The organism is Streptomyces sp. NBC_01506 (assembly GCF_045040295.1).
Taxonomy (GTDB): Bacteria; Actinomycetota; Actinomycetes; order Streptomycetales; family Streptomycetaceae; genus Streptomyces.
This window is the reverse complement of sequence record NZ_CP109422.1, coordinates 7187046-7207613: the sequence shown is the minus strand read 5'-3', so window position 1 is coordinate 7207613 and position 20568 is coordinate 7187046. Positions and strand designations below refer to the sequence as shown.

Genomic DNA, 20568 nt, shown 5'->3' with positions numbered 1-20568 from the left:
GTACGACCGGTCACGACTGCTCGTGCAGTCCGAGATTCTCGTAGATTTCGAGCGTCGCCGTGGAGTTGTTGAGTGTAATGAAGTGGAGTCCGGGGACACCCTCCGCGCGCAGCGTCGCGCAGAACTCCGTCGCGTACTCGATACCGATGGAGCGTACAGCGGCGGGATCCTCCTTGGCGGAGAGGATCCGCTCTTTCAGCGCCGGGGGCAGCGACGCGTTGCTGAGCTGCGAGAAGCGCTCGATCTGCCGGACGTTCGTGACCGGCATGATCTCCGGGATGATCGGGGTGTCGCAGCCCGCCGCCGACACCTTGTCCCGCAGCCGCAGATAGTCCTCGGGGTCGAAGAACATCTGGGTGATCGCGTAGTCGGCGCCCGCGCGGCATTTGGCCACGAAGTGGCGGATGTCGCTCTCCCAGTCGGGCGAGCGCGGATGCATCTCGGGGAAGGCGGCGACGCCCACACAGAAGTCGCCGGACTCCTTGATCAGACGGACCAGATCCGCCGCGTAACGCACACCCTCGGGGTGCTTGACCCACTCGCCCATCGGGTCGCCGGGCGGGTCTCCGCGCACGGCGAGGATGTTCCTGATCCCGGCGTCGGCGTACTGGCCGATCATGTTGCGCAGTTCGGCGACCGAATGGTTCACAGCGGTGAGATGGGCGACCGGGGTGAGCGTGGTGTCGGACGCGATGCGCTGGGTCGCCTTGACCGTGCCCGCGCGGGTGGAACCGCCGGCGCCGTAGGTCACCGAGACGAAGTTCGGGGCGACGGCCTCGACCCGGCGCAGCGCGTTCCACAGATTCCGCTCGCCCTTCTCCGTCTTGGGCGCCCAGAATTCGAATGAGTACGACAATTTGCCGGTCGCCAGCAGATCACGCACCGTACGGGCGTGATCCGTCCTGGTCGAAGCTGTACCGAGGGCCATACCGGAAGGTTATCCACGGTGCGGCTGTCACCCAACCAGAGCAGGCTGTTTTGTCCATTTCACGCCATGCCTGTCCACCCCTTGGACAGTACGGGCGCCGCGGGGTGTGGGCGCGGGGCGGTGCGGGGGTCCGGCGGCGCGTGTCAGGCGACCCGGTCGCGGACGCGCTTCGCGATGCCGGCCGCCGCCATGGCCGGGTCCCGCGCCTCCGTGAGGGCCCGTACGACCACGACCCGGCGGGCGCCGGCGTCCAGCACCTCTTCGAGGTTGCCGGTGTCGATCCCGCCGATCGCGAACCACGGGCGGCGGGTGGCCAGCGAGGCCGCGTACCGCACGAGGTCGAGTCCGGGGGCGGGCCGGCCGGGCTTGGTGGGGGTGGGCCAGCAGGGGCCGACGCAGAAGTAGTCCACGCCGGGCTCGCCGGCCGCCGCCATCACCTCGGCCTCGGAGTGTGTGGAGCGGCCGATCAGCAGCTCCGTACCGAGGATGGCGCGGGCGGCGGAGACAGGCAGGTCGCCCTGGCCCAGGTGCAGCACGTCGGAACCGATGGCGTGCGCCACGTCCGCCCGGTCGTTCACGGCCAGGAGTTTGCCGTGGCGCCGGCAGGCGTCGGCGAAGACCTGGAGGTGGTCCAGCTCCTCGGCCGCCTCCATGCCCTTGTCACGCAACTGCACGATGTCCACACCGGAGGTGAGGACGGCGTCCAGGAACTCGGGGAGGTCCCCCTGCCGCTTGCGCGCGTCCGTACAGAGATAGAGCCGGGCGTCGGACAGCAGATCGAGTGCGCTGGGCGCACCGGGCGCTGCGGGCATGCGGGTCTCCCCCGTCGGATCGTCGGACCGTTGTCGGGACGGCCGTGCGCGGGCCGGGACTGCCCGGTCCGCGCACGGCCGGTGTGGGTGCACTCAGACGGCGAGCGCCTGCGCGCGGCGCTTCACCTCCGTACCGCGATTCTCGCTGAGGGCCTGCGCGGGCGTGCCCGGCAGGGACGGGTCGGGAGTGAAGAGCCACTCAAGCATCTCTTCGTCGGTGAAGCTGTCGTCCCGCAGGAGCGTCAAGGTCCCCGCGAGGCCCTTGACGACCTTGTTGCCGTCGATGAAGGCGGCCGGCACCTGGAGCGCCCGATTCTCACCGCGGCGCACGGCGATCAGTTGGCCCTCCTTGACCAACTGGCGCACGCGCGTCACCTCGATATCGAGCATTTCGGCGATATCGGGCAGGTGAAGCCAGGCAGGGACGAGAGCATCGATCTTTGCGTCAATCTCAGTCACAGGACAAGCCTGCCATCTGGGACTGACAGTCGGAAGCCGAGCCGGGCACCCAGGGGGTGTCCTGCGGCCCGCCGGGCGGGCGTCCGGCCGGGAGGAACGGGGCGGGGCGCTGTCACAGAGCCGTCAGTTTGAGCGGTACGGCGGGGTCGGCGGCACGCTCCGTGTCGATCCGCGCGCCCGCCGCGACGAGCTTGCGGCCCTGTGCCAGGTCACGCGGTCTGCCGACGGCGAGCAGCGCCACCAGCGCCCCGTCCCGCAGCCACAGGACCGACCAGGCGGCGCTCGCCGGGTCGCCGCGCCACAGGAGGGTGTCGGCCCGCGCGTGGTGGCCCGCGTACTGCACGAAGCGGCCGAACTGCTCGGACCAGAAGTACGGAACGGGGTCGTAAGGCTCGTGCGACTCCCCCACGATGTCGGCGGCTACCGTGCGCGGTCCCTGGAGCGCGTTGTCCCAGTGGTGCACCATCAGCCGCTCGCCGTAGCGGGCCGAGGGGAACGAGGCGCAGTCCCCGACCGCGTACACGCCGGGCGTCGAGGCGCGCAGCCGGTCGTCGGCGGTGACGGCGCCCTCGGCGCCGGTCGCGATGCCGGAGCCCGCCAGCCAGGCCGTGGCGGGTCTGGCGCCGATGCCCACGATCACCGCGTCCGCCGCCAGTTCGCGGCCGTCGGTGAGGACCACCCGGCCGGGCTCGACGGTCGCCACGCGCGCGTGGGTGAGGAGTTCGGCGCCGCTCTCGGCGTACCAGTGCGCCATCGGAGTGGCGACCTCGGCGGGCAGGGCGCCGGCGAGCGGACGGTCCGCGGCCTCCAGGACGGTCACCGCGCAGTCGGCCTCCCGGGCCGCGGTGGTGAACTCGGCGCCGATCCAGCCCGCTCCCACCACGACGACGCGGTGCTTGGCGTCCAGGACGGGGCGCAGCCGCGCGGCGTCGTCCAGGGTGCGCAGCAGATGGACGCCGGGCACGCCTTCCGCGCCCGGCAGCGTGATCGGTTCGGCGCCGGTGGCCAGGACCAGCACGTCGTACGGAACCGGCCCCGCCGCCGTGTCCAACTCCTGGTCCCCGGGGCGCACGCCGGTCACTTCGAGGCCCAGCCGCAGTTCCACGGACAGCGCGTCGAAGTCCACGTCGAAGGCCGAACTCTCCGCCGTCCCGAGAAGGACGGCCTTCGAGAGCGGGGGCCGGTCGTAGGGCTGGTGCCGCTCGGCGCCGATGAGGGTGACGGGGCCGTCGTGCCCCAGTTCGCGCAGTGCCACGGCGGTCTGCACACCCGCCATACCCGCGCCGACGATGACCGTGCGCCGCTCGTCCGCCTGCTTCCGCTGCTCGCTCACCCGATCACCTTAAGGAACCGGCCGGGGCCACGAGTGACCACGACTCCCTTACAGGGGGCGGGGACAGGGGGTTACCCTGGCAGCCGCAAGCACTTGTCGCCGGTAGCGGACAAGAGACTTCACACCTCGCGGGAGCCCGGACGCACCGGGCTGAGAGGGAGGCTGACGCGGCCTCCGACCGTACGAACCTGATCCGGGTCATGCCGGCGAAGGGAGGAGCTGGACGCCCATGCGGTCATCTCATACAGACGTTCTCGTCGTCGGGGGCGGAATCATCGGCCTCGTCACCGCCTGGCGCGCCGCGCAGCGCGGGCTCGGCGTCGGCGTCGTCGATCCCGAGCCGGGCGGCGGCGCCGCCCAGGTCGCCGCCGGAATGCTCGCCGCCGTCAGCGAACTCGACCACGGCGAAGAGACCTTGCTGGGGCTGAACATCGCCTCCGCGCGGCTGTACCCCGACTTCGTCGCCGAACTGGAGTCGGCCACCGGGCAGGACACCGGCTACCGCGTCTGCGGCACGCTCGCCGTCGCTCTCGACACCGACGACCGGGCGCAACTGCGTGAACTGCACGCCCTCCAAAGGAGGTCGGGTCTTGAGTCGCAATGGCTCACCGGCCGCGAGTGCCGGCGGCTGGAGCCGATGCTCGCTCCGCGCGTACGCGGCGGGCTGCGGGTCGACGGTGACCACCAGATCGATCCGCGCAGGCTCGCCGCCGCCCTTGTGACGGCCTGCGAGCGGTCGGGGGTGGTCTTCCACCGGGCCTGGGCCGAACGCCTGCGAGTGGTCCGGGGCCGGGCCGCCGGGCTCACGGTCGGCGGCGGCGCCGAACTCGGCGCCGGCCAGGTCGTCATCGCCGGGGGCAGCCGCAGCGCACAGCTCGCGGGCGTGCCGGACGACGTGCTGCCGCCGGTACGCCCCGTCAAGGGCCAGGTCCTGCGGCTGACGGTGCCGCGCCAGTACGCCCCGTTCCTCTCCCGGACGCTGCGGGCCGAGGTCCGCGGCAGCCATATCTATCTCGTGCCGCGCGAGAACGGCGAGCTGGTCCTGGGCGCGACGAGCGAAGAACTCGGCTGGGACACGACGGTGACGGCGGGAGGGGTGTACGAGCTGCTGCGCGACGCCCATGAACTGCTCCCCGGCATCACCGAACTGCCGCTCACCGAGACCCGCGCCGGGCTGCGCCCGACCTCGCCGGACAACGCCCCGCTGCTCGGGCCGACCGCCCTGCCGGGCCTGCATCTGGCCACCGGGCACCATCGCAACGGGGTGCTCCTGACACCCGTCACGGGCCAGGTGATGGCCACCGTACTCACGACGGGTGAACTCCCCGACGACGCACGGCCCTTCACGCCGGGACGCTTCTCGCCCGGTCTCCCGCCCGGCCGCTCGCCGGCCTTCTCCCCCGCCGTCCGCGCAGGTCAGGAGCAGCACGCATGACCGACACCGTGAATTCCCCGGTTCCCGAAGCCGATTCCGAGTCCGTTCCGCGATCCGTTCCCGCGTCCGCTTCCGCTTCCGTGACCGTCTCGGTGAACGGAGCGGCCCGCGTCCTCGCCGGCCCCGTCACCCTCGACGTCCTCGTCGCGAGCCTCACCGCCGCCCCGTCGGGCGTCGCCGCCGCGCTCAACGAGACGGTCGTCCCGCGCGGACGCTGGTCCGCCACCACCGTGTCCGACGGAGACCGCGTCGAAGTCCTCACCGCGGTCCAAGGAGGCTAGGTCCCTATGTCCGACGACCGGCTCACCATCGGCGGCACCGTCCTCAACTCCCGGCTCATCATGGGCACCGGCGGCGCGCCCAGCCTCGACGTACTGGAACGGTCCCTGACCGCGTCCGGCACCGAACTCACCACCGTCGCCATGCGCCGGCTGGACCCCACCGTCCAGGGCTCCGTCCTGTCGGTGCTCGACCGCCTCGGCATCCGGGTCCTGCCGAACACGGCGGGCTGTTTCACCGCCGGCGAGGCCGTTCTCACCGCCCGGCTCGCGCGCGAGGCGCTGGGCACCGACTGGATCAAACTCGAAGTGGTCGCCGACGAACGGACGCTGCTGCCCGACCCGATCGAACTGCTCGACGCCGCCGAGACGTTGGTGGACGACGGCTTCACCGTCCTGCCGTACACGAACGACGATCCCGTGCTCGCCAGGAAGTTGGAGGACGTGGGCTGCGCGGCGGTCATGCCGCTCGGCTCCCCCATCGGATCGGGTCTGGGCATCCGTAACCCGCACAACTTCCAGCTCATCACCGACCACGCGCGCGTGCCGGTGATCCTGGACGCGGGGGCGGGTACGGCGTCGGACGCCGCCCTCGCCATGGAGCTGGGCTGCGCGGCCGTCATGTTGGCGTCGGCGGTCACGCGCGCCCAGGAGCCCGTCCTGATGGCCGAGGCGATGCGGCACGCGGTCGAGGCGGGCCGGCTGGCCCGCCGCGCGGGCCGCATTCCGCGTCGGCACTTCGCGGACGCCTCGTCTCCCACGGAGGGGCGCGCGGCGCTGGACCCGGAGCGGCCGGCGTTCTGAGACCCTCCCGCCACGGGCGAAAGGTGACGGCGAGGGCCGTTTGCCGCGATGTGGTGTGGGTGCTGTCACAAGACGGCTCCAGCCGCGGGTCACGCCTGACACGGGGCTGCGGGAGTGTCGGTGGCGGCTCGTAGACTCAACGGGTGGACACGACGCTTAAGGACCCTCTCGTCGGGCAGGTGCTCGACGGCCGTTACCGCGTCGACGCGCGCATCGCCGTCGGCGGCATGGCCACGGTCTACCGGGCTGTCGACACCCGGCTCGACCGGGTCCTGGCCCTGAAGGTGATGCACCCGGCCCTGGCCACCGACGTCACCTTCGTGGAGCGCTTCATCCGCGAGGCGAAGTCCGTGGCACGGCTGGCGCATCCGAATGTCGTCGGGGTCTTCGACCAGGGCGCCGAGGGCGCGTATGTGTATCTGGCGATGGAGTACGTGGAGGGCTGCACGCTGCGCGACGTCCTGCGCGAGCGCGGCGCCCTCCAGCCGCGTGCCGCGCTCGACATCCTGGAGCCGATGCTGGCCGCGCTGGGCGCCGCCCACCGGGCCGGCTTCATCCACCGGGACATCAAGCCGGAGAACGTCCTGATAGGGGACGACGGCCGGGTGAAGGTCGCCGACTTCGGTCTCGTACGGGCCATCGGCTCGGTCACCAACACCACGGGCACGATCCTCGGCACTGTCTCGTACCTCGCCCCGGAGCAGATCGAGCACGGTACGTCCGACACCCGGGTCGACGTGTACGCGTGCGGTGTCGTCCTGCACGAGATGCTGACCGGCGCCAAGCCGCACGGCGGGGACACCCCCGCACAGGTGCTCTACCTCCATCTGAACGAGGACGTGCCCGCGCCGTCCGCCGCGGTGCCCGGTATGGCGATCGAGCTGGACGAGCTGGTCGCGACGGCCACCGCCCGCAATCCGGAGATCCGCCCCGAGGACGCGGTGGCGCTGCTCGCGCTGACCCGGCGCACGCGCGCCGCGCTGGACGACGCGCAGTTGGACGCGCTGCCGCCGCGGGCCACGACGGAGACCTCGTCGCCCACCGCCGGAACGAAAGGCGGGGCGCGCGGCAGGAACGGCGCGGTCTTCGGCGGCGCGTCGTCGGAGCCGTCCCAGGACGGCCACGGCGCCTTGGCCCGCGCGGTGGCCGACCGTGCCGGGAGCAGTCCCGACGACGGCTCCGGCGACGGCTCCGACGACCGTACGAGCGTGATTCCGCGCCTCGTCCGCCCTTACCCGTCGCCGGACGGATCCGGTACGTCCCACCCGTCCGCCGCCTTCTCCCCGGGAGACGGCGAGGTCCGCCGCACCAGCCGCCTCACGATGCCCCCGCCGGGGTCCCAGGGGCCCCCGCGGCAGCCGCCCACGCGCCGCCGCGTCGGACGGATCGCCGCCGCGCCCCGCAAGGGTGTCCTGGCGATCGTGGTCGCCGCACTGCTCGTGCTCGGTGTGGGCGTCGGTGTCTGGTACATCAACTCGGGGCAGTTCACCCGCGTCCCCTCCCTCCTCGGGCAGACCGAGGAGACGGCCAAGAAGCGCCTCGGCGACGCCGGACTCGACTCGAGCGTCGAGAAGGACTTCAGTGACACGTTCGAGCGCGGCACGGTCATGCGCACCGACCCGGAGCCCCGCGCGCGGATACGGGGCAACGGATCGGTGACCCTCGTCATCTCACGCGGCCCGGAGATCGTGCGGGTCCCGGACCTGGCGGGCCGGTCGCTGGCCGACGCCAAGGACGCGTTGAAGAAGATCGGGCTGGCGCCCGGTGTCGTCACGCGGTCCTTCGACGAGCAGACCGATCAGGGCGACATCATCCGCTCCCAGCCGAAGGCGGGGACGGAGCTGCGGCCCGACGCGGGCGTGGCGCTGGTCGTCAGCAAGGGCCGGCCGGTCCATATGCCCGACGTGACGGGCCGGTCCGAGGACGAGGCGACCGCCTCGCTCGAAGACGCGGGACTCGATGTGAAGATCGCCGCCGAGCGGGTCAACTCCGCCGAGGACGCGGGGACGGTGGCGAAGCAGTCCGCGGGGGAAGGCAGCAAGCTCGCCCGCGGCGACACCGTCACGCTGACGATCTCCAAGGGCCCCCGGATGATCGCCGTCCCGGATGTCACGGGCGAGTCGATAGACGCGGCCCGTACCGAACTGACCGACGCCGGCTTCGAGGTGGAGGTCGACCGGAGCTTCCCGTTCCTGGACGACACCGTGTCGGAGCAGTCCGTCGAGGGCGGCGAGAAGGCCGCCGAGGGCAGCACCATCACCATCACGACCAAGGGAATCTGAGGCTTGACGCTCCCCGACCGCCCGCGCAATCCCGTCGGCGGCCATGTCCCGGTGGCGGGCGGTCTCGCCCGCGTGGGGCTTCCCTGGGCGCGTGACATCGGCGCCGAGACCGTACAGGTCTTCGTCGCCAATCCACGCGGCTGGGCGACACCCGACGGGAATCCCGCCCAGGACGAGCTGTTCCGGGCGGGGTGCGCCGCCGAGGGGCTGTCCGCGTACATCCACGCGCCGTATCTGATCAACTTCGGCTCCCACACGCCGGAGACGGCCGAGAAGTCCGTGCACTCCCTGCGGCACAGCCTGCGCCGGGGCCGGGAGATCGGCGCCCCGGGCGTCGTCGTCCACACCGGCTCGGCGACCGGCGGTCGGCCTCGCGAGGTGGCGCTGGCGCAGGTACGGGAGCGGATGCTGCCGCTCCTCGACGAGCTGACGCACGACGACGACCCGTATCTGCTGCTGGAGTCGACGGCCGGGCAGGGCTCCTCGCTCTGCTCGCTCGCCGAGGACTTCGGTCCGTACTTCGACGCGCTCGACTCGCACCCCAGGCTCGGCATCTGTCTCGACACCTGCCACATCTTCGCGGCGGGCCACGATCTGGCCGCGCCGCACGGGACGCACCGGACGCTGGACCGACTCGTGGAGACGGTGGGGCCGGGGAGGCTCAGGCTGATCCACGCCAACGACTCGAAGGACGTGTCCGGCGCCCGTAAGGACCGGCATATGAACATCGGCGCGGGACACATCGGCGAGGCGCCGTTCCGGGCGCTGTTCTCGCATCCGGCGACCGAGGGCGTGCCGCTGGTGATCGAGACCCCCGGCGGCAAGGAGGGGCACGCGGCGGACGTGGCGCTGCTGAAGAAGCTGCGTGAGCAGGGGCAGCCGTAGGACAGGGCGGTCGAAGACCGGGAACTCAGAGCTCGGGGCCGTCCCCGGGGCCTTCCTGGTAGGAGTAGCGCTGCTCGCCCCAGGGGTCGCCGATGTTGTGATAGCCGCGCTCCTCCCAGAAGCCACGGCGGTCGGCGGTCATGTACTCCACGCCCCGGACCCATTTCGGGCCCTTCCACGCGTACAGATGCGGTACGACGAGCCGCAGCGGAAATCCATGCTCGGCGGTGAGGAGTTCGCCGCCGTTGTGCGTGGCGAAGACGGTCCGCTCCGACGTGAAGTCGGCGAGCCGGATATTGGCGCTGTAGCCGTACTCGGCCCAGACCATGACATGGGTGACGGTCGGCGCCGGCGGTGCCAGTTCCAGAATCGTACGGGCGAGCACTCCGCCCCATTCGGCCCCGAGCATGCTGAATTTTGTGACGCAATGCAGATCGGCGACGACTGCCGAGAACGGCAGGGCCGAGAACTCCTCGTGATTCCAGCAGCGCTTGTCACCGTCGGCCGTGGCACCGAAGACCCGGAACTCCCAGCGGTCCGGTTTGAACTTCGGCACGGGCCCGTAATGGGTGACCGGCCACCCGCGCTGGAGCCGCTGCCCCGGCGGAAGCCCGGACTGCGCCGACTCCCGTTCTTCCCGGCTCCGCGGCTGACCCATGCCTTCCATGGTGACAGACCGCGAAGGGTGGTCATGACCAGGCACTGCCCTATTCGGGCAACTACTACTAAGCCGGTCCTTACTGGACGCCCATCGGGCGTGATGCAAGGATGCGCAGCCTGGCCAGTCCCCGTGTGGAAGGAGCCTCTGCGATGCAGGGCGACCCCGAGGTCATCGAGTTCCTCAATGAGCAGTTGACCGCCGAATTGACAGCGATCAACCAGTACTTCCTGCACGCCAAAATGCAGGAGAACTTCGGTTGGACGAAGCTCGCCGCGTACACACGGTCCGAGTCCTTCGACGAAATGAAGCACGCGGAGATCCTGACCGACCGAATTCTCTTCCTGGAGGGCCTGCCGAATTATCAGCGGCTTTTCCATGTACGGGTGGGCCAGACCGTCACCGAGATGTTCAACGCGGACCGGCAGATCGAGGTCGAGGCGATCGACCGGCTGCGGCGCGGGATCGACGTCATGCGTGCCAAGGGCGATGTCACGTCGGCGAAGATCTTCGAGTCGATCCTCAAGGACGAGGAGCACCACATCGACTATCTCGACACCCAGCTCGAACTGGTGGAGAAACTGGGTGAGGCGCTGTACATCGCCCAACAGATCGAGCAGCCCGACAGCTAGGCCCTGTCCGGCGGATCTTCGGGGGTCCGGGACGCCTGGCACGGCACCTCCCTGCGTTGTCGGAGTCATCCAAGTACGTCCAGTACGAGGATGACCCTCCGCCTTGCGATGCACCGCACCAGCCGCCCCGGCCTGATCCCCGAAGATCCGCCGGACAGGACCTAGCGGACCGCGGCGCGCCGGTGCCTCAGGCGGCCCCAGGCGGCCTCAGGCGTCGGTCAGGCGGCTTCCCGGCCCGCCGACGTGGCCACCGCCGCCTGTACAGCCGCTTGCGTGACGGCCGTCTCCACCACGGCGGCAGCCACCGCGGTGGTCGCCACCGCGGCCGTCCCCAGCAGCTCGCGGCGTGGGCAGCCGCCACGGCCGAGGATCGACTGGATGCTGCGCACGCACGACCCGCAGTCCGTGCCGGCCTTCGAGGCCGAGGCGATCTGGCGGGGGGTGCACGCACCCGCCTCCGCGTGTTCCCGGACCTGCTTCTCGGTGATGCCGAAGCACGAGCAGACGTACACGCGGTTCACCTCCCGGCGGGATCGTTGGGCTGGCACCGTCCCCGTTCGCACGGTGAGGCAAACCTAACCTAACCTGCCGCCCCCGGTGCGCGAAAGTCCCCCCAAGCGGGTGGGGCGCGGATCACATCGTGATCCGCGCCCCGTGTTCACACCGCGCCCGCCCTACTGCGCCCGGTACATCTCCGCCACCAGGAAGGCCAGGTCCAGGGACTGGCTGCGGTTGAGGCGGGGGTCGCAGGCCGTCTCGTACCGCTGGTGGAGGTCGTCCACGAAGATCTCGTCGCCGCCGCCCACGCACTCGGTGACGTCCTCGCCGGTCAGCTCCACATGGATGCCGCCGGGGTGCGTCCCCAGGCCCTTGTGGACCTCGAAGAAGCCCTTGACCTCGTCCAGTACGTCATCGAACCGGCGCGTCTTGTGGCCGGACGCCGCCTCGAAGGTGTTGCCGTGCATCGGGTCGGTCACCCACGCCACCGTCGCACCGGACGCGGTGACCTTCTCGACCAGCTCGGGAAGCTTGTCCCTGACCTTGTCGGCGCCCATCCGGACGATGAAGGTCAGCCGGCCCGGCTCGCGCTCGGGGTCGAGCCGGTCGATGTAGCTGAGCGCCTCGTCCACCGTCGACGTCGGACCGAGCTTGATACCGATCGGGTTGGCGATCTTCGAGGCGAACTCGATGTGCGCGCCGTCCAGTTGACGGGTGCGCTCGCCGATCCAGACCATATGGCCCGAGACGTCGTACAGCTTGCCGGTGCGCGAGTCCACGCGGGTCAGCGCCGACTCGTAGTCGAGCAGCAGCGCCTCGTGCGAGGAGAAGAACTCGACCGTGCGGAACTCCGCCGGGTCGGTGCCCGCCGCCTTCATGAAATTCAGCGCGTTGTCGATCTCGCGCGCCAGCCGCTCGTAACGCTGCCCGGACGGGGACGACTTCACGAAGTCCTGGTTCCAGGCGTGCACCTGGCGCAGATCCGCGTAACCGCCCGTGGTGAAGGCACGCACCAGGTTGAGCGTCGCGGCGGACGCGTTGTACATCCGCTTCAGCCGCTCGGGGTCCGGGATCCTGGCCGCCTCGGTGAAGGCGAAGCCGTTGACGGAGTCGCCGCGGTAGGTCGGCAGCGTCACCCCGTCACGGGTCTCGGTGGGCTTGGAACGCGGCTTCGAGTACTGCCCCGCGATCCTGCCCACCTTCACCACCGGCACGGACGCCGCGTAGGTCAGGACCGCGCCCATCTGGAGCAGGGTCTTGAGCTTGCTGCGGATCTGTTCGGCGGACACGCCGTCGAAAGCCTCGGCGCAGTCGCCGCCCTGGAGGAGGAACGCCTCACCCTTGGCGACGGCTCCCATCCGCGTACGGAGCTGGTCGCACTCGCCCGCGAAGACGAGCGGCGGATAGCTTTCCAGCTCCGCGACGGCAGCGCGCAGGGCCTCGGCATCGGGATACTCGGGCTGCTGCGCCGCGGGGAGGTCTCGCCAGGTCGCCTGCACGGCGGGTGCTCGGGTGTCAGCGTTCACGGTCACGCGGACAACATTACGGGGTCCCGGCAGCCGTCCATGCCCTCTCTCAGTGGTTGAGACGGCTGTCCACGACTGTGCCGTGGGCGGGTGACGTCGGTTATGCTCCGCGGCATGTTCGCGCAGTTGAACCAGGCTTGGTGGTGGACCGCACATCCGGCGGTCCGCTGATTCACGCGCGCAACACCGAATCGCAAGGCCGCCCGAGGGGCGGCCTTCCGTGTTTTCGGCCCGTCGGCCGACACGGACCGGGAATCGGGGCCGTTCCTCTCCTCCGGAAGGAACCCACCCCGCATGGACCCCACCGCTAGCGCCCCCGCCACCGGCATCAGCCGCACCCGCCCCGACACCGGCGGACTCCTGGCCCGGCTCCTGGACGACGACTGCCCGCCCTTCGCCCTGCTGCGCCGCCGCACGCCGGGGCGCGACCACGACACCGTGGAGCTGCTTCTCGGCGACGTACGCGAGGTCCGCCGGCTGGCCGACATCCCGGCCGACGACGAGCGCCCCTCGCTCGCCCTGATCCCGTTCCGGCAGATCCGCGAGCGCGGCTTCGAGGCGCACGACGACGGCACCCCGCTGGCGGTGCTGGTGGCGGACGAGTCTTACGAGCTGCCGCTCGCCGAAGTCCTCGCGAGCCTCCCCGACCGTCCGGTCCGGGTCGAGGACGGCGCCTTCGACATCGGCGACGAGGAGTACGCGGACATCGTCCGGCGCGTCATCGAGGACGAGATCGGCCGCGGCGAGGGCGCCAACTTCGTCATCCGGCGGACCTTCGAGGGCCGGATCCCCGGCTTCGGACGCGCCGACGCGCTGGCGCTGTTCCGGCGGCTGCTGGCCGGCGAGCGGGGCGCGTACTGGACGTATGTGGTGCACACGGGGGATGCGGTGCACACCGGAGACGAGAGAGGGCCCGAAGGGCGTTCCTCGGAAGGGCGGGGGCGGGAGACGGGCGGGCGGACCCTCGTGGGGGCGAGCCCCGAGGTACATGTGCGGATGAGCGGCGGCACCGTCGTGATGAATCCCATCAGCGGGACGTTCCGCTATCCGCCCGAGGGGCCGACCACCGAGGCACTGCTCGCATTCCTCGGCGACCGCAAGGAGACCGACGAGCTGTCCATGGTCGTGGACGAGGAACTGAAGATGATGTGCACCGTCGGGGACATGGGCGGCGTGGTGGTCGGGCCGCGTCTCAAGGAGATGGCCCATCTCGCGCACACGGAGTACGAGTTGCGCGGGCGCAGTTCGCTCGACGTCCGCGACGTCCTGCGCGAGACGATGTTCGCCGCGACCGTCACCGGATCGCCTGTGCAGAACGCCTGCCGCGTCATCGCGCGGTACGAGCCCCCGGGGCGGGACGGCGTCGGGCGCGGCTACTACGCGGGCGCGCTGGCCCTCGTGGGGCGGGACGCGGGCGGAGCGCAGACCCTCGACTCCCCCATCCTGATCCGGACGGCGGACATCGCCGCCGACGGCCGACTGCGTGTGCCGGTCGGGGCGACGCTCGTACGGCACTCCGACCCGGCGGGCGAGGTCGCCGAGACGCACGCCAAGGCGGCGGGGGTACTGGCGGCGCTGGGCGTGCACGCGGGGCGGCCGGACACCGCCTCCGTACGGAAGGTGCTCGCCGACGATCCTCGGGTGCGGGCCGCGCTGGACTCGCGGCGGGCCCATCTGGCGCCGTTCTGGCTGAAGATGCAGGAGCGGTCGGCGGCACTGACGGGGCACGCGCTGGTCATCGACAGCGAGGACACCTTCACGGCGATGCTCGCGCATCTGCTGCGGTCCGCCGGCCTGGACGTGACCGTACGGCGGTACGACGAACCCGGCCTCGGTACGGAGGCGGTGCTCGCGCACCGGGGACCCGTGGTGCTCGGCCCCGGGCCGGGGGATCCGTCCGACGCCGCCGATCCCCGGATGCGTACGCTGCGCGCGCTGACCGCCGCGCTGCTGCGCGAGCACCGGGACGGGCTGCTGGGCATCTGCCTCGGCAACGAGCTGATCGCGGCGGAGCTGGGCCTGGGGACGGCGCGCAAGCGGCAGCCGTACCAGGGCACGCAGACCCCGATCGAACTCTTCGGCACGACGGAAACAGTCGGCTTCTACAACAGCTTCACCGCCCACTGCGATGACACACAGGCGGCGGAGCTGGCGACGCGCGGCATCGAGGTGAGCCGGGACGACGCGGGGGAGGTGAACGCGCTACGGGGTCCGGGCTTCGCCGGGGTGCAGTTCCACCCGGAGTCCGTACTGACGCTGCGCGGGCCCGAGATCGTCGGCGGCCTCGTCGCCGACGCGATGCGGGGCAGCGGGGCGCGGCGCCGGCGTCAGTAGAAGGTGGCCCGGTTGCCCGGTCGCGCGGGCCCTGAGCCGCGCGACCGGGCAACTGACCGACCGGTCAGCCGAAGAAGACGCCGACTTCTTGGTAGAGCTCCGGCCGGACGGTCTTCAGCTCGGCGATCGCCTCCGAGATCGGGACACGCACGATGTCCGTGCCGCGCAGGGCGACCATCTTGCCGAAGTCGCCGTCCTTCACGGCGTCGATCGCGTGCAGGCCGAACCGCGTGGCCAGCCAGCGGTCGAAGGCGCTCGGCGTACCACCGCGCTGCACATGGCCGAGGACCGTGGTCCGTGCCTCCTTGCCGGTGCGCTTCTCGATCTCCTTGGCAAGCCACTCGCCGACGCCCGACAGCCGGACATGGCCGAAGGAGTCCAGCGTCCCGTCCTTGAGAATCACCTCGCCGTCCTTGGGCATCGCGCCCTCGGCGATGACGACTATCGGCGCGTACGAGGCTTTGAAACGCGACGTCACCCAGGCGCAGACCTGGTCGACGTCGAAGCGCTGCTCCGGGATCAAAATGACGTTCGCGCCGCCCGCCAGGCCCGAGTGCAGGGCGATCCAGCCCGCGTGCCGCCCCATCACCTCGCAGACGAGGACGCGCATGTGGGACTCGGCGGTGGTGTGCAGGCGGTCGATCGCCTCGGTCGCGATGCCGACCGCCGTATCGAATCCGAAGGTGTAGTCGGTCGCCGAAAGGTCGTTGTCAATGGTCTTGGGCACGCCCACGCAGGGAACGCCGTGCACGTCGGAGAGTTGGGCCGCCACGCCCAGGGTGTCCTCCCCGCCGATCACGATGAGCGCGTCGACCTCGCTGCTCGCGAGGTTCTCCTTGATCCGGCGGATCCCGTCGGCCGCCTTGAGCGGATTGGTGCGCGAGGATCCGAGGATGGTGCCGCCGCGGGGCAGGATGCCTCGCACGGTGGGGATGTCGAGCGGTACGGTGTCGCCTTCCAGCGGTCCTCGCCAGCCGTCCCGGAAGCCGGTGAACTCGTACCCGTACTCCTGGACGCCTTTGCGCACGATGCCACGAATGACCGCATTGAGCCCTGGGCAGTCGCCGCCCCCGGTCAATACTCCGACCCGCATGGAAACACTTCCCTTCGCCGTCGGTGACGCACCTGAGCCACGCCTGAGTGACACAGGTCACCCCGGCATGGTGCGCAGGGTCATTTCCGTAGCACCAGAGGGCGGTGGGGGTGGTTTGCGGAACGGCCGTGGCCCGGCCGTTCGTCAGATGTCGTCGAGGCCGCGCTCTATGGCGTACCGCACCAGCTCCACGCGGTTGTGGAGCTGGAGCTTGCCGAGGGTGTTCTGTACGTGGTTCTGCACGGTGCGGTGCGAGATGACGAGGCGTTCGGCGATCTGCTTGTACGAGAGCCCCTTGGCGACCAGGCGCAGCACCTCGGTCTCGCGGTCGGTCAGTTGCGGCACCTTGGGGTCGTCGGACGCCGCGGGCGCGGGCTCGGAGGCGAGCCTGCGGTACTCGCCGAGGACGAGGCCGGCGAGGCCGGGGGTGAAGACCGGGTCGCCGACGGCGGTGCGCCGCACGGCGTCGGTCAGCTCGGCCGTGCTGGCCGACTTCAGCAGATAGCCGGTCGCGCCGGACTTCACCGCTTCGAGTACGTCGGCGTGCTCGCCGCTCGCCGACAGGACCAGCACCCGCAGGCCGGGCTGGGAGCCGACCAGCTCCTTGCAGACCTGAACGCCGGGCATGCCGGGCAGATTGAGGTCGAGGACGATCACGTCGGGGGTGGTGGCCGTCGCGCGGCGCACCGCCTGGGGGCCGTCACCGGCCGTCGCCACGACGTCGAACCCGGCCTCCGACAGATCGCGGGCGACGGCGTCGCGCCACATCGGATGGTCGTCCACGACCATCACGCGCGTCGCGCCGCCGGAATCGCGGTCCGCGCCCATGCCCTTGCCCTGCTCGTCGTTGTCCGTGCGGTCCGTGCCGTCCGTGCTGTGCGTGTTGTGTGTCTGCTCGCTCATCGCTCCGCCTTCCCCCGTGGAACCTTCAACTCGACTTCCGTGCCCTGGCCGGGGACCGAGATCAGCTCGGCCGTACCCCCCAACTCCCGCAGCCGCCCCCGGATCGAGAGCGCCACACCGAGCCGCCCCTCCCCCTCGGCCTGCGCGAGCCGGCCCTCCGGGATGCCGGGGCCGTCGTCCCTGACCGTCACGACCACCTCGTCCGGCGAGTCCTCGACCAGGATCCAGGATCGCGCGCCGTCCCCGGCGTGTTTGCGGACATTGTCCAGGGCGGCACTGACAGCCGCGGCCAGCTCCCTGGCCGCCGCGGGCCGCAGCAGGACCGGAGCGCCCGGCTCGGCGAGCGACACCGCGGAGCCCGCGAGCGGCGCCAGCAGCGTACGCAGATCCCATCTGCGGTCCTCGGTACCGTCCCCGGCTCCGCCGGGGACGCGGGCTCTCCCGGCCGCGTACTCCGCGTCATCGACGGTGCGCACCACCGCTCCGAGCGAGCTGTCCTCGGAGGCGCGGGTGGTCGGTACGAGACCGCTGGAGACCAGCGTCCGCAGGGCGACCTCCTGCTCCCCGGCCATCCGGCCCAGCTCCGCCGCCTCACCCCCGAGGGCCGTACCGCGCCGCTGCACCATCGCCAGGACCTGGAGCACGCTGTCGTGGATGTCGCGGGCCAGCCGCTCGCGTTCGCGGGTCGCCGCCTCGATCTCCAGGGCGCGCGCCAGGGTGCGTTCGGAGGCGCGGGCGACCTCCACGATGTAGCCGATCGCGATGGACGCCACCCACACCAGCAGCACGTTGTGCAGGGTGTCCCGGCTGGGCGTGCCGCGTCCGACCAGGTTGGCGACGGCGACGAGCGAGGAGGCGAAGGCCGCCCAGCGCCAGCCGCCCTTGACGGCGAAGGCGAGGACGGAGCCCGCGGTCCATATGGTCGGCAGGGTGGGGCCGTCCATGTGCCGCGCCTCGACGTCGACCACCGGGGTGAGCAGGATGCCGGCGAGCGCGATGGTGAGGTCGATGCCCAGGAAACGCTTGGTGCAACTGACGGCGTTGGCCACCTTGGGCAGCGTGGCGAGCGTCCAGACGACGAGGACCGCGAAGAAGGCGGCGGCGGCCCAGGGCCGCTCGAACTTGTCGCGCCCGAAGGCGAAGATCAGGACGGCGTAGACCATGGTCAGCAGGCGGTACGCGGTGAGCGCGCGCCACAGCGGCTGCTCGACCGACATGCGTACGACCCGCTCGCGTCTGGCCATGTGTCCCCCGCCCCCGTTGTCACGCCGTGTTCTCTGTACTACTGCCGGCCACCTGCCGCCGGACCGGTGCCCCACAGACCTCAGTTGCCCGACCGGCGCCCGGTCCTCAACTCGCCTTGGCCTTCGCCTCTTCGGCGATCTTGCGCTTGGCCGCCGTCGCGTAGACGTCGACGTACTCCTGGCCGGAGAGCTTCATGATTTCGTACATGACCTCGTCGGTCAGCGAACGCAGGATGAACCGGTCCCCCTCCATGCCTTGATACCGGCTGAAGTCCAGCGGCTCGCCGATCCTGATCCCCGGCCGCATCAGCTTCGGCATCACCGTGCCCGGCGGCTGGATCTTCTCCGTGTCGATCATGGCTACCGGGATCACGGGCGCGCCGGAGGCGAGCGCCACGCGCGCGAGGCCGCCCGGCTTGCCTCGGTAGAGGCGGCCGTCGGGCGACCGGGTGCCCTCGGGGTAGATGCCGAAAAGCTCGCCGCTCTCCAGTACCGCTATGCCGCTCTTGATGGCCGCCTCGCCCGCCCCGCGCGCGCCGGAGCGGTCGACCGGCAACTGACCGACTCCTTTGAAGAACGCGGCCGTCAGCCGGCCCTTCACACCCGGCGAGGTGAAGTACTCCGCCTTGGCGATGAAGGTGACCTTCCGGGTCAGGACCGCGGGAAGGAAGAACGAGTCCGAGAACGAGAGATGATTGCTGGCCAGGATCGCCGGGCCCTCCTCGGGAATGTTCTCGATGCCCTCGACCCAAGGTCTGAAAGCGAGCTTGAGCGACCCTCCGATGGAGAACTTCATCGCGCCGTAGATCAACTCGGGTGCCTCCTGTGTGCTGTCGACCGACCTTAACCCGAGGGGGGCGCGCGGGTTCCGTCACGGGGCGCCGACGGCTCTGGTCGGTGTCGGTCCGGTCGCGTACGGTGAAGTACCACTTCGAGACTCACGACGACTCATGAACAGGAGACCCTGTGCCGGTCCTGCCCGGAGCCGAGCCGTACCGCCACGAGGGCGGAGATGTCGGCGTCCTCCTCTGTCACGGATTCACCGGTTCCCCGCAGTCGCTGCGCCCCTGGGCCGAGTATCTGGCCGCCCGGGGCCTCACTGTGTCACTGCCGCTGCTCCCCGGGCACGGCACCCGCTGGGAGGACATGCAGATCACCGGCTGGCAGGACTGGTACGCGGAGGTGGACCGGGCGCTGCGGGAGATCGGCGAGCGGTGCGAGCGGGTCTTCGTCTTCGGCCTCTCCATGGGCGGGACGCTGGCGCTGCGGCTCGCGGCCAAGCACGGCCACGCGGTCACCGGCGTCGCCGTCGTCAACCCGGCGAACAAGGTGCACGGCCTTTCGGCGTACGCCCTGCCTCTCGCCCGCCACCTCGTCCGGACGACAAAGGGCGTGCGCAGCGACATCGCCCTGGAGGGCGCCGAGGAGGTCGGTTACGACCGGGTCCCGCTGCACTCCGCGCACTCGCTGCGGAATCTCTTCCGGCTGGTGGACGGGGAACTGCCCCAGGTCACCCAGCCGCTGCTGCTGATGCGCAGCCCGCGTGACCATGTCGTGCCGCCGGCCGACTCGGCCAGGATCCTCGGCCGTGTCTCCTCGACCGACATCCGGGAGGTCATCCTGGAACAGAGCTACCACGTGGCGACGTTGGACCACGATGCGGAGCGGATTTTCGAGGAGAGTCACGCGTTCGTCGGCCGACTCGCTCCGAGCGTCGGGAAGAAGGGGAGCACAACCGGTGGCTGAGCATGACGCGGACCGCGAGCCGCAGCCGATCGACGAGGACGCCGCGTGGGCGGCGATCGTCGCGGGATACGGCGATGAGCCGGCGGATCCGCCGGGAGCCAAGCCCTTCAAGTCGGTCGAGGATCTGGCGCTCCTGGAGAGCGACCGCAACAGGTCGGAGCCGGCACCGCCGAAGGACAAGGAGCCCGGGACCACGAAGGCCGATCTCGGGCCGGTGAACCGCTCGGAGGCGCCGCAGACGGCGAAGCCGGACACCGCCGGGACCGAGGCTGGCGACGTCGGCGCGGATGCCGCGGCGGAGCGCGCCCCCGAAAGCGAGCGCGAGCCGGACGCCAAGCCCGACAAGCCGTCGCTCGGCAGCTCGATCATCTTCGCGCCCGGAGTCGCCGGCGGTGGCCCGCGCGACTACTCGGTGGCGGAGCCGAAGGACGACGACCTCGACGACAGCGACGAGGGCCATTTCGTACCGCCGGAGCCGCCGCCGCTGCCCGAGGCCGACGTCACGGCCAAGTTCGCCTGGCTCGCCGTGATCGGTGGCCCGGTGCTCATGCTCCTCGCCGTGCTGTTGCAGTGGGAGATGACCTGGTGGCTGACGACGGTCTGTATCGGCGGCTTCCTGGGCGGTTTCGTCACCCTGGTGGCACGGATGCAGCACGGGGACGAGGAGGACGACGATCCGGGCCGCGGCGCGGTGGTCTGACGCACCGTCGACGCACAG

Annotated in this window: 21 protein-coding genes and 1 riboswitch; of the genes, 10 read left to right on the top strand and 11 right to left on the bottom strand. The window is 70.9% G+C overall.

The features are described from left to right. Positions 1-10: 10 nt before the first annotated feature. The 4 genes from metF to OG329_RS32350 form a co-directional block, all read right to left on the bottom strand. Positions 11-928: a methylenetetrahydrofolate reductase [NAD(P)H] gene (gene metF, locus OG329_RS32365; protein WP_405799925.1), complete on the bottom strand. Its 918-nt coding sequence runs from the start codon at positions 926-928 to the stop codon at positions 11-13. Positions 929-1071: 143 nt separating this feature from the next. After that, positions 1072-1740 (bottom strand): thiamine phosphate synthase, encoded by a 669-nt coding sequence (gene thiE / locus OG329_RS32360; protein WP_405799924.1) that lies wholly within the window; start codon positions 1738-1740, stop codon positions 1072-1074. Positions 1741-1833: 93 nt separating this feature from the next. Next, positions 1834-2199 (bottom strand): Rv2175c family DNA-binding protein, encoded by a 366-nt coding sequence (locus OG329_RS32355; RefSeq protein WP_078077767.1) that lies wholly within the window; start codon positions 2197-2199, stop codon positions 1834-1836. A gap of 112 nt (positions 2200-2311) precedes the next feature. After that, complete coding sequence (locus OG329_RS32350) at positions 2312-3475, bottom strand: NAD(P)/FAD-dependent oxidoreductase (RefSeq protein WP_405802144.1); 1164 nt, start codon at positions 3473-3475, stop codon at positions 2312-2314. Positions 3476-3650: 175 nt separating this feature from the next. Further along, positions 3651-3765, top strand: a riboswitch (TPP riboswitch). Between OG329_RS32350 and thiO the strand changes: the two genes are divergently transcribed. The 5 genes from thiO to OG329_RS32325 all read left to right on the top strand — a co-directional run bounded on the left by thiO (position 3762) and on the right by OG329_RS32325 (position 9216). Then, entirely contained in the window at positions 3762-4967 is a 1206-nt protein-coding gene (gene thiO, locus OG329_RS32345; RefSeq protein WP_405799923.1) for a glycine oxidase ThiO, read from the top strand. It overlaps the preceding riboswitch by 4 nt. Before the next feature lie 80 nt (positions 4968-5047). Beyond that, complete coding sequence (thiS, locus tag OG329_RS32340; RefSeq protein ID WP_405802143.1) at positions 5048-5248, top strand: sulfur carrier protein ThiS; 201 nt, start codon at positions 5048-5050, stop codon at positions 5246-5248. A 6-nt stretch (positions 5249-5254) separates the two neighbouring features. Further along, positions 5255-6049 (top strand): thiazole synthase, encoded by a 795-nt coding sequence (locus OG329_RS32335; RefSeq protein WP_405799922.1) that lies wholly within the window; start codon positions 5255-5257, stop codon positions 6047-6049. 143 nt (positions 6050-6192) lie between these two features. Then, on the top strand, positions 6193-8331 hold the full coding sequence (locus OG329_RS32330) for a PASTA domain-containing protein (protein WP_405799921.1): 2139 nt from the start codon (positions 6193-6195) through the stop codon (positions 8329-8331). A gap of 3 nt (positions 8332-8334) precedes the next feature. After that, positions 8335-9216, top strand: a complete 882-nt coding sequence (locus tag OG329_RS32325; protein ID WP_405799920.1) for a deoxyribonuclease IV — start codon at positions 8335-8337, stop codon at positions 9214-9216. 25 nt (positions 9217-9241) lie between these two features. Here the strand turns inward: OG329_RS32325 and OG329_RS32320 are convergent, their stop codons facing one another. Next, positions 9242-9874 carry a sulfite oxidase-like oxidoreductase gene (locus OG329_RS32320; protein ID WP_405799919.1) on the bottom strand — a complete coding sequence of 211 codons (633 nt, stop codon included), beginning with the start codon at positions 9872-9874 and terminating at the stop codon, positions 9242-9244. Positions 9875-10026: 152 nt separating this feature from the next. Here OG329_RS32320 and bfr point away from each other — a divergent pair, with 152 nt between their 5' ends. Continuing rightward, on the top strand, positions 10027-10506 hold the full coding sequence (gene bfr, locus OG329_RS32315) for a bacterioferritin (RefSeq protein WP_405799918.1): 480 nt from the start codon (positions 10027-10029) through the stop codon (positions 10504-10506). A 218-nt stretch (positions 10507-10724) separates the two neighbouring features. Here bfr and OG329_RS32310 read toward each other — a convergent pair whose 3' ends face one another. Both OG329_RS32310 and OG329_RS32305 read right to left on the bottom strand, forming a co-directional pair. Next, entirely contained in the window at positions 10725-11027 is a 303-nt protein-coding gene (locus OG329_RS32310; protein WP_405802142.1) for a bacterioferritin-associated ferredoxin, read from the bottom strand. 153 nt (positions 11028-11180) lie between these two features. Continuing rightward, entirely contained in the window at positions 11181-12536 is a 1356-nt protein-coding gene (locus tag OG329_RS32305; RefSeq protein ID WP_405799917.1) for a class II 3-deoxy-7-phosphoheptulonate synthase, read from the bottom strand. Positions 12537-12632: 96 nt separating this feature from the next. Between OG329_RS32305 and OG329_RS32300 the strand changes: the two genes are divergently transcribed. Both OG329_RS32300 and OG329_RS32295 read left to right on the top strand, forming a co-directional pair. Continuing rightward, positions 12633-12701, top strand: a complete 69-nt coding sequence (locus OG329_RS32300; RefSeq protein WP_405802141.1) for a trp operon leader peptide — start codon at positions 12633-12635, stop codon at positions 12699-12701. Positions 12702-12824: 123 nt separating this feature from the next. Then, on the top strand, positions 12825-14864 hold the full coding sequence (locus OG329_RS32295; protein WP_405799916.1) for an anthranilate synthase family protein: 2040 nt from the start codon (positions 12825-12827) through the stop codon (positions 14862-14864). Positions 14865-14928: 64 nt separating this feature from the next. Here OG329_RS32295 and OG329_RS32290 read toward each other — a convergent pair whose 3' ends face one another. The 4 genes from OG329_RS32290 to OG329_RS32275 all read right to left on the bottom strand — a co-directional run bounded on the left by OG329_RS32290 (position 14929) and on the right by OG329_RS32275 (position 18915). Continuing rightward, positions 14929-15957 carry a 6-phosphofructokinase gene (locus OG329_RS32290; RefSeq protein ID WP_405799915.1) on the bottom strand — a complete coding sequence of 343 codons (1029 nt, stop codon included), beginning with the start codon at positions 15955-15957 and terminating at the stop codon, positions 14929-14931. A gap of 144 nt (positions 15958-16101) precedes the next feature. Beyond that, positions 16102-16785 carry a response regulator gene (locus tag OG329_RS32285; protein ID WP_405802140.1) on the bottom strand — a complete coding sequence of 228 codons (684 nt, stop codon included), beginning with the start codon at positions 16783-16785 and terminating at the stop codon, positions 16102-16104. Positions 16786-16856: 71 nt separating this feature from the next. Beyond that, the gene (gene macS / locus OG329_RS32280) at positions 16857-18104 is read right to left on the bottom strand and encodes a MacS family sensor histidine kinase (RefSeq protein WP_405799914.1); all 1248 of its coding nucleotides are present in this window, start codon (positions 18102-18104) and stop codon (positions 16857-16859) included. A gap of 106 nt (positions 18105-18210) precedes the next feature. Continuing rightward, positions 18211-18915 (bottom strand): lysophospholipid acyltransferase family protein, encoded by a 705-nt coding sequence (locus OG329_RS32275; RefSeq protein ID WP_405799913.1) that lies wholly within the window; start codon positions 18913-18915, stop codon positions 18211-18213. Positions 18916-19070: 155 nt separating this feature from the next. Between OG329_RS32275 and OG329_RS32270 the strand changes: the two genes are divergently transcribed. Next, positions 19071-19850 (top strand): alpha/beta hydrolase, encoded by a 780-nt coding sequence (locus tag OG329_RS32270; RefSeq protein WP_405799912.1) that lies wholly within the window; start codon positions 19071-19073, stop codon positions 19848-19850. Beyond that, entirely contained in the window at positions 19843-20550 is a 708-nt protein-coding gene (locus OG329_RS32265) for a hypothetical protein (RefSeq protein WP_405799911.1), read from the top strand. Before OG329_RS32270 ends, OG329_RS32265 begins: the two co-directional genes overlap by 8 nt. Positions 20551-20568 lie beyond the last annotated feature (18 nt).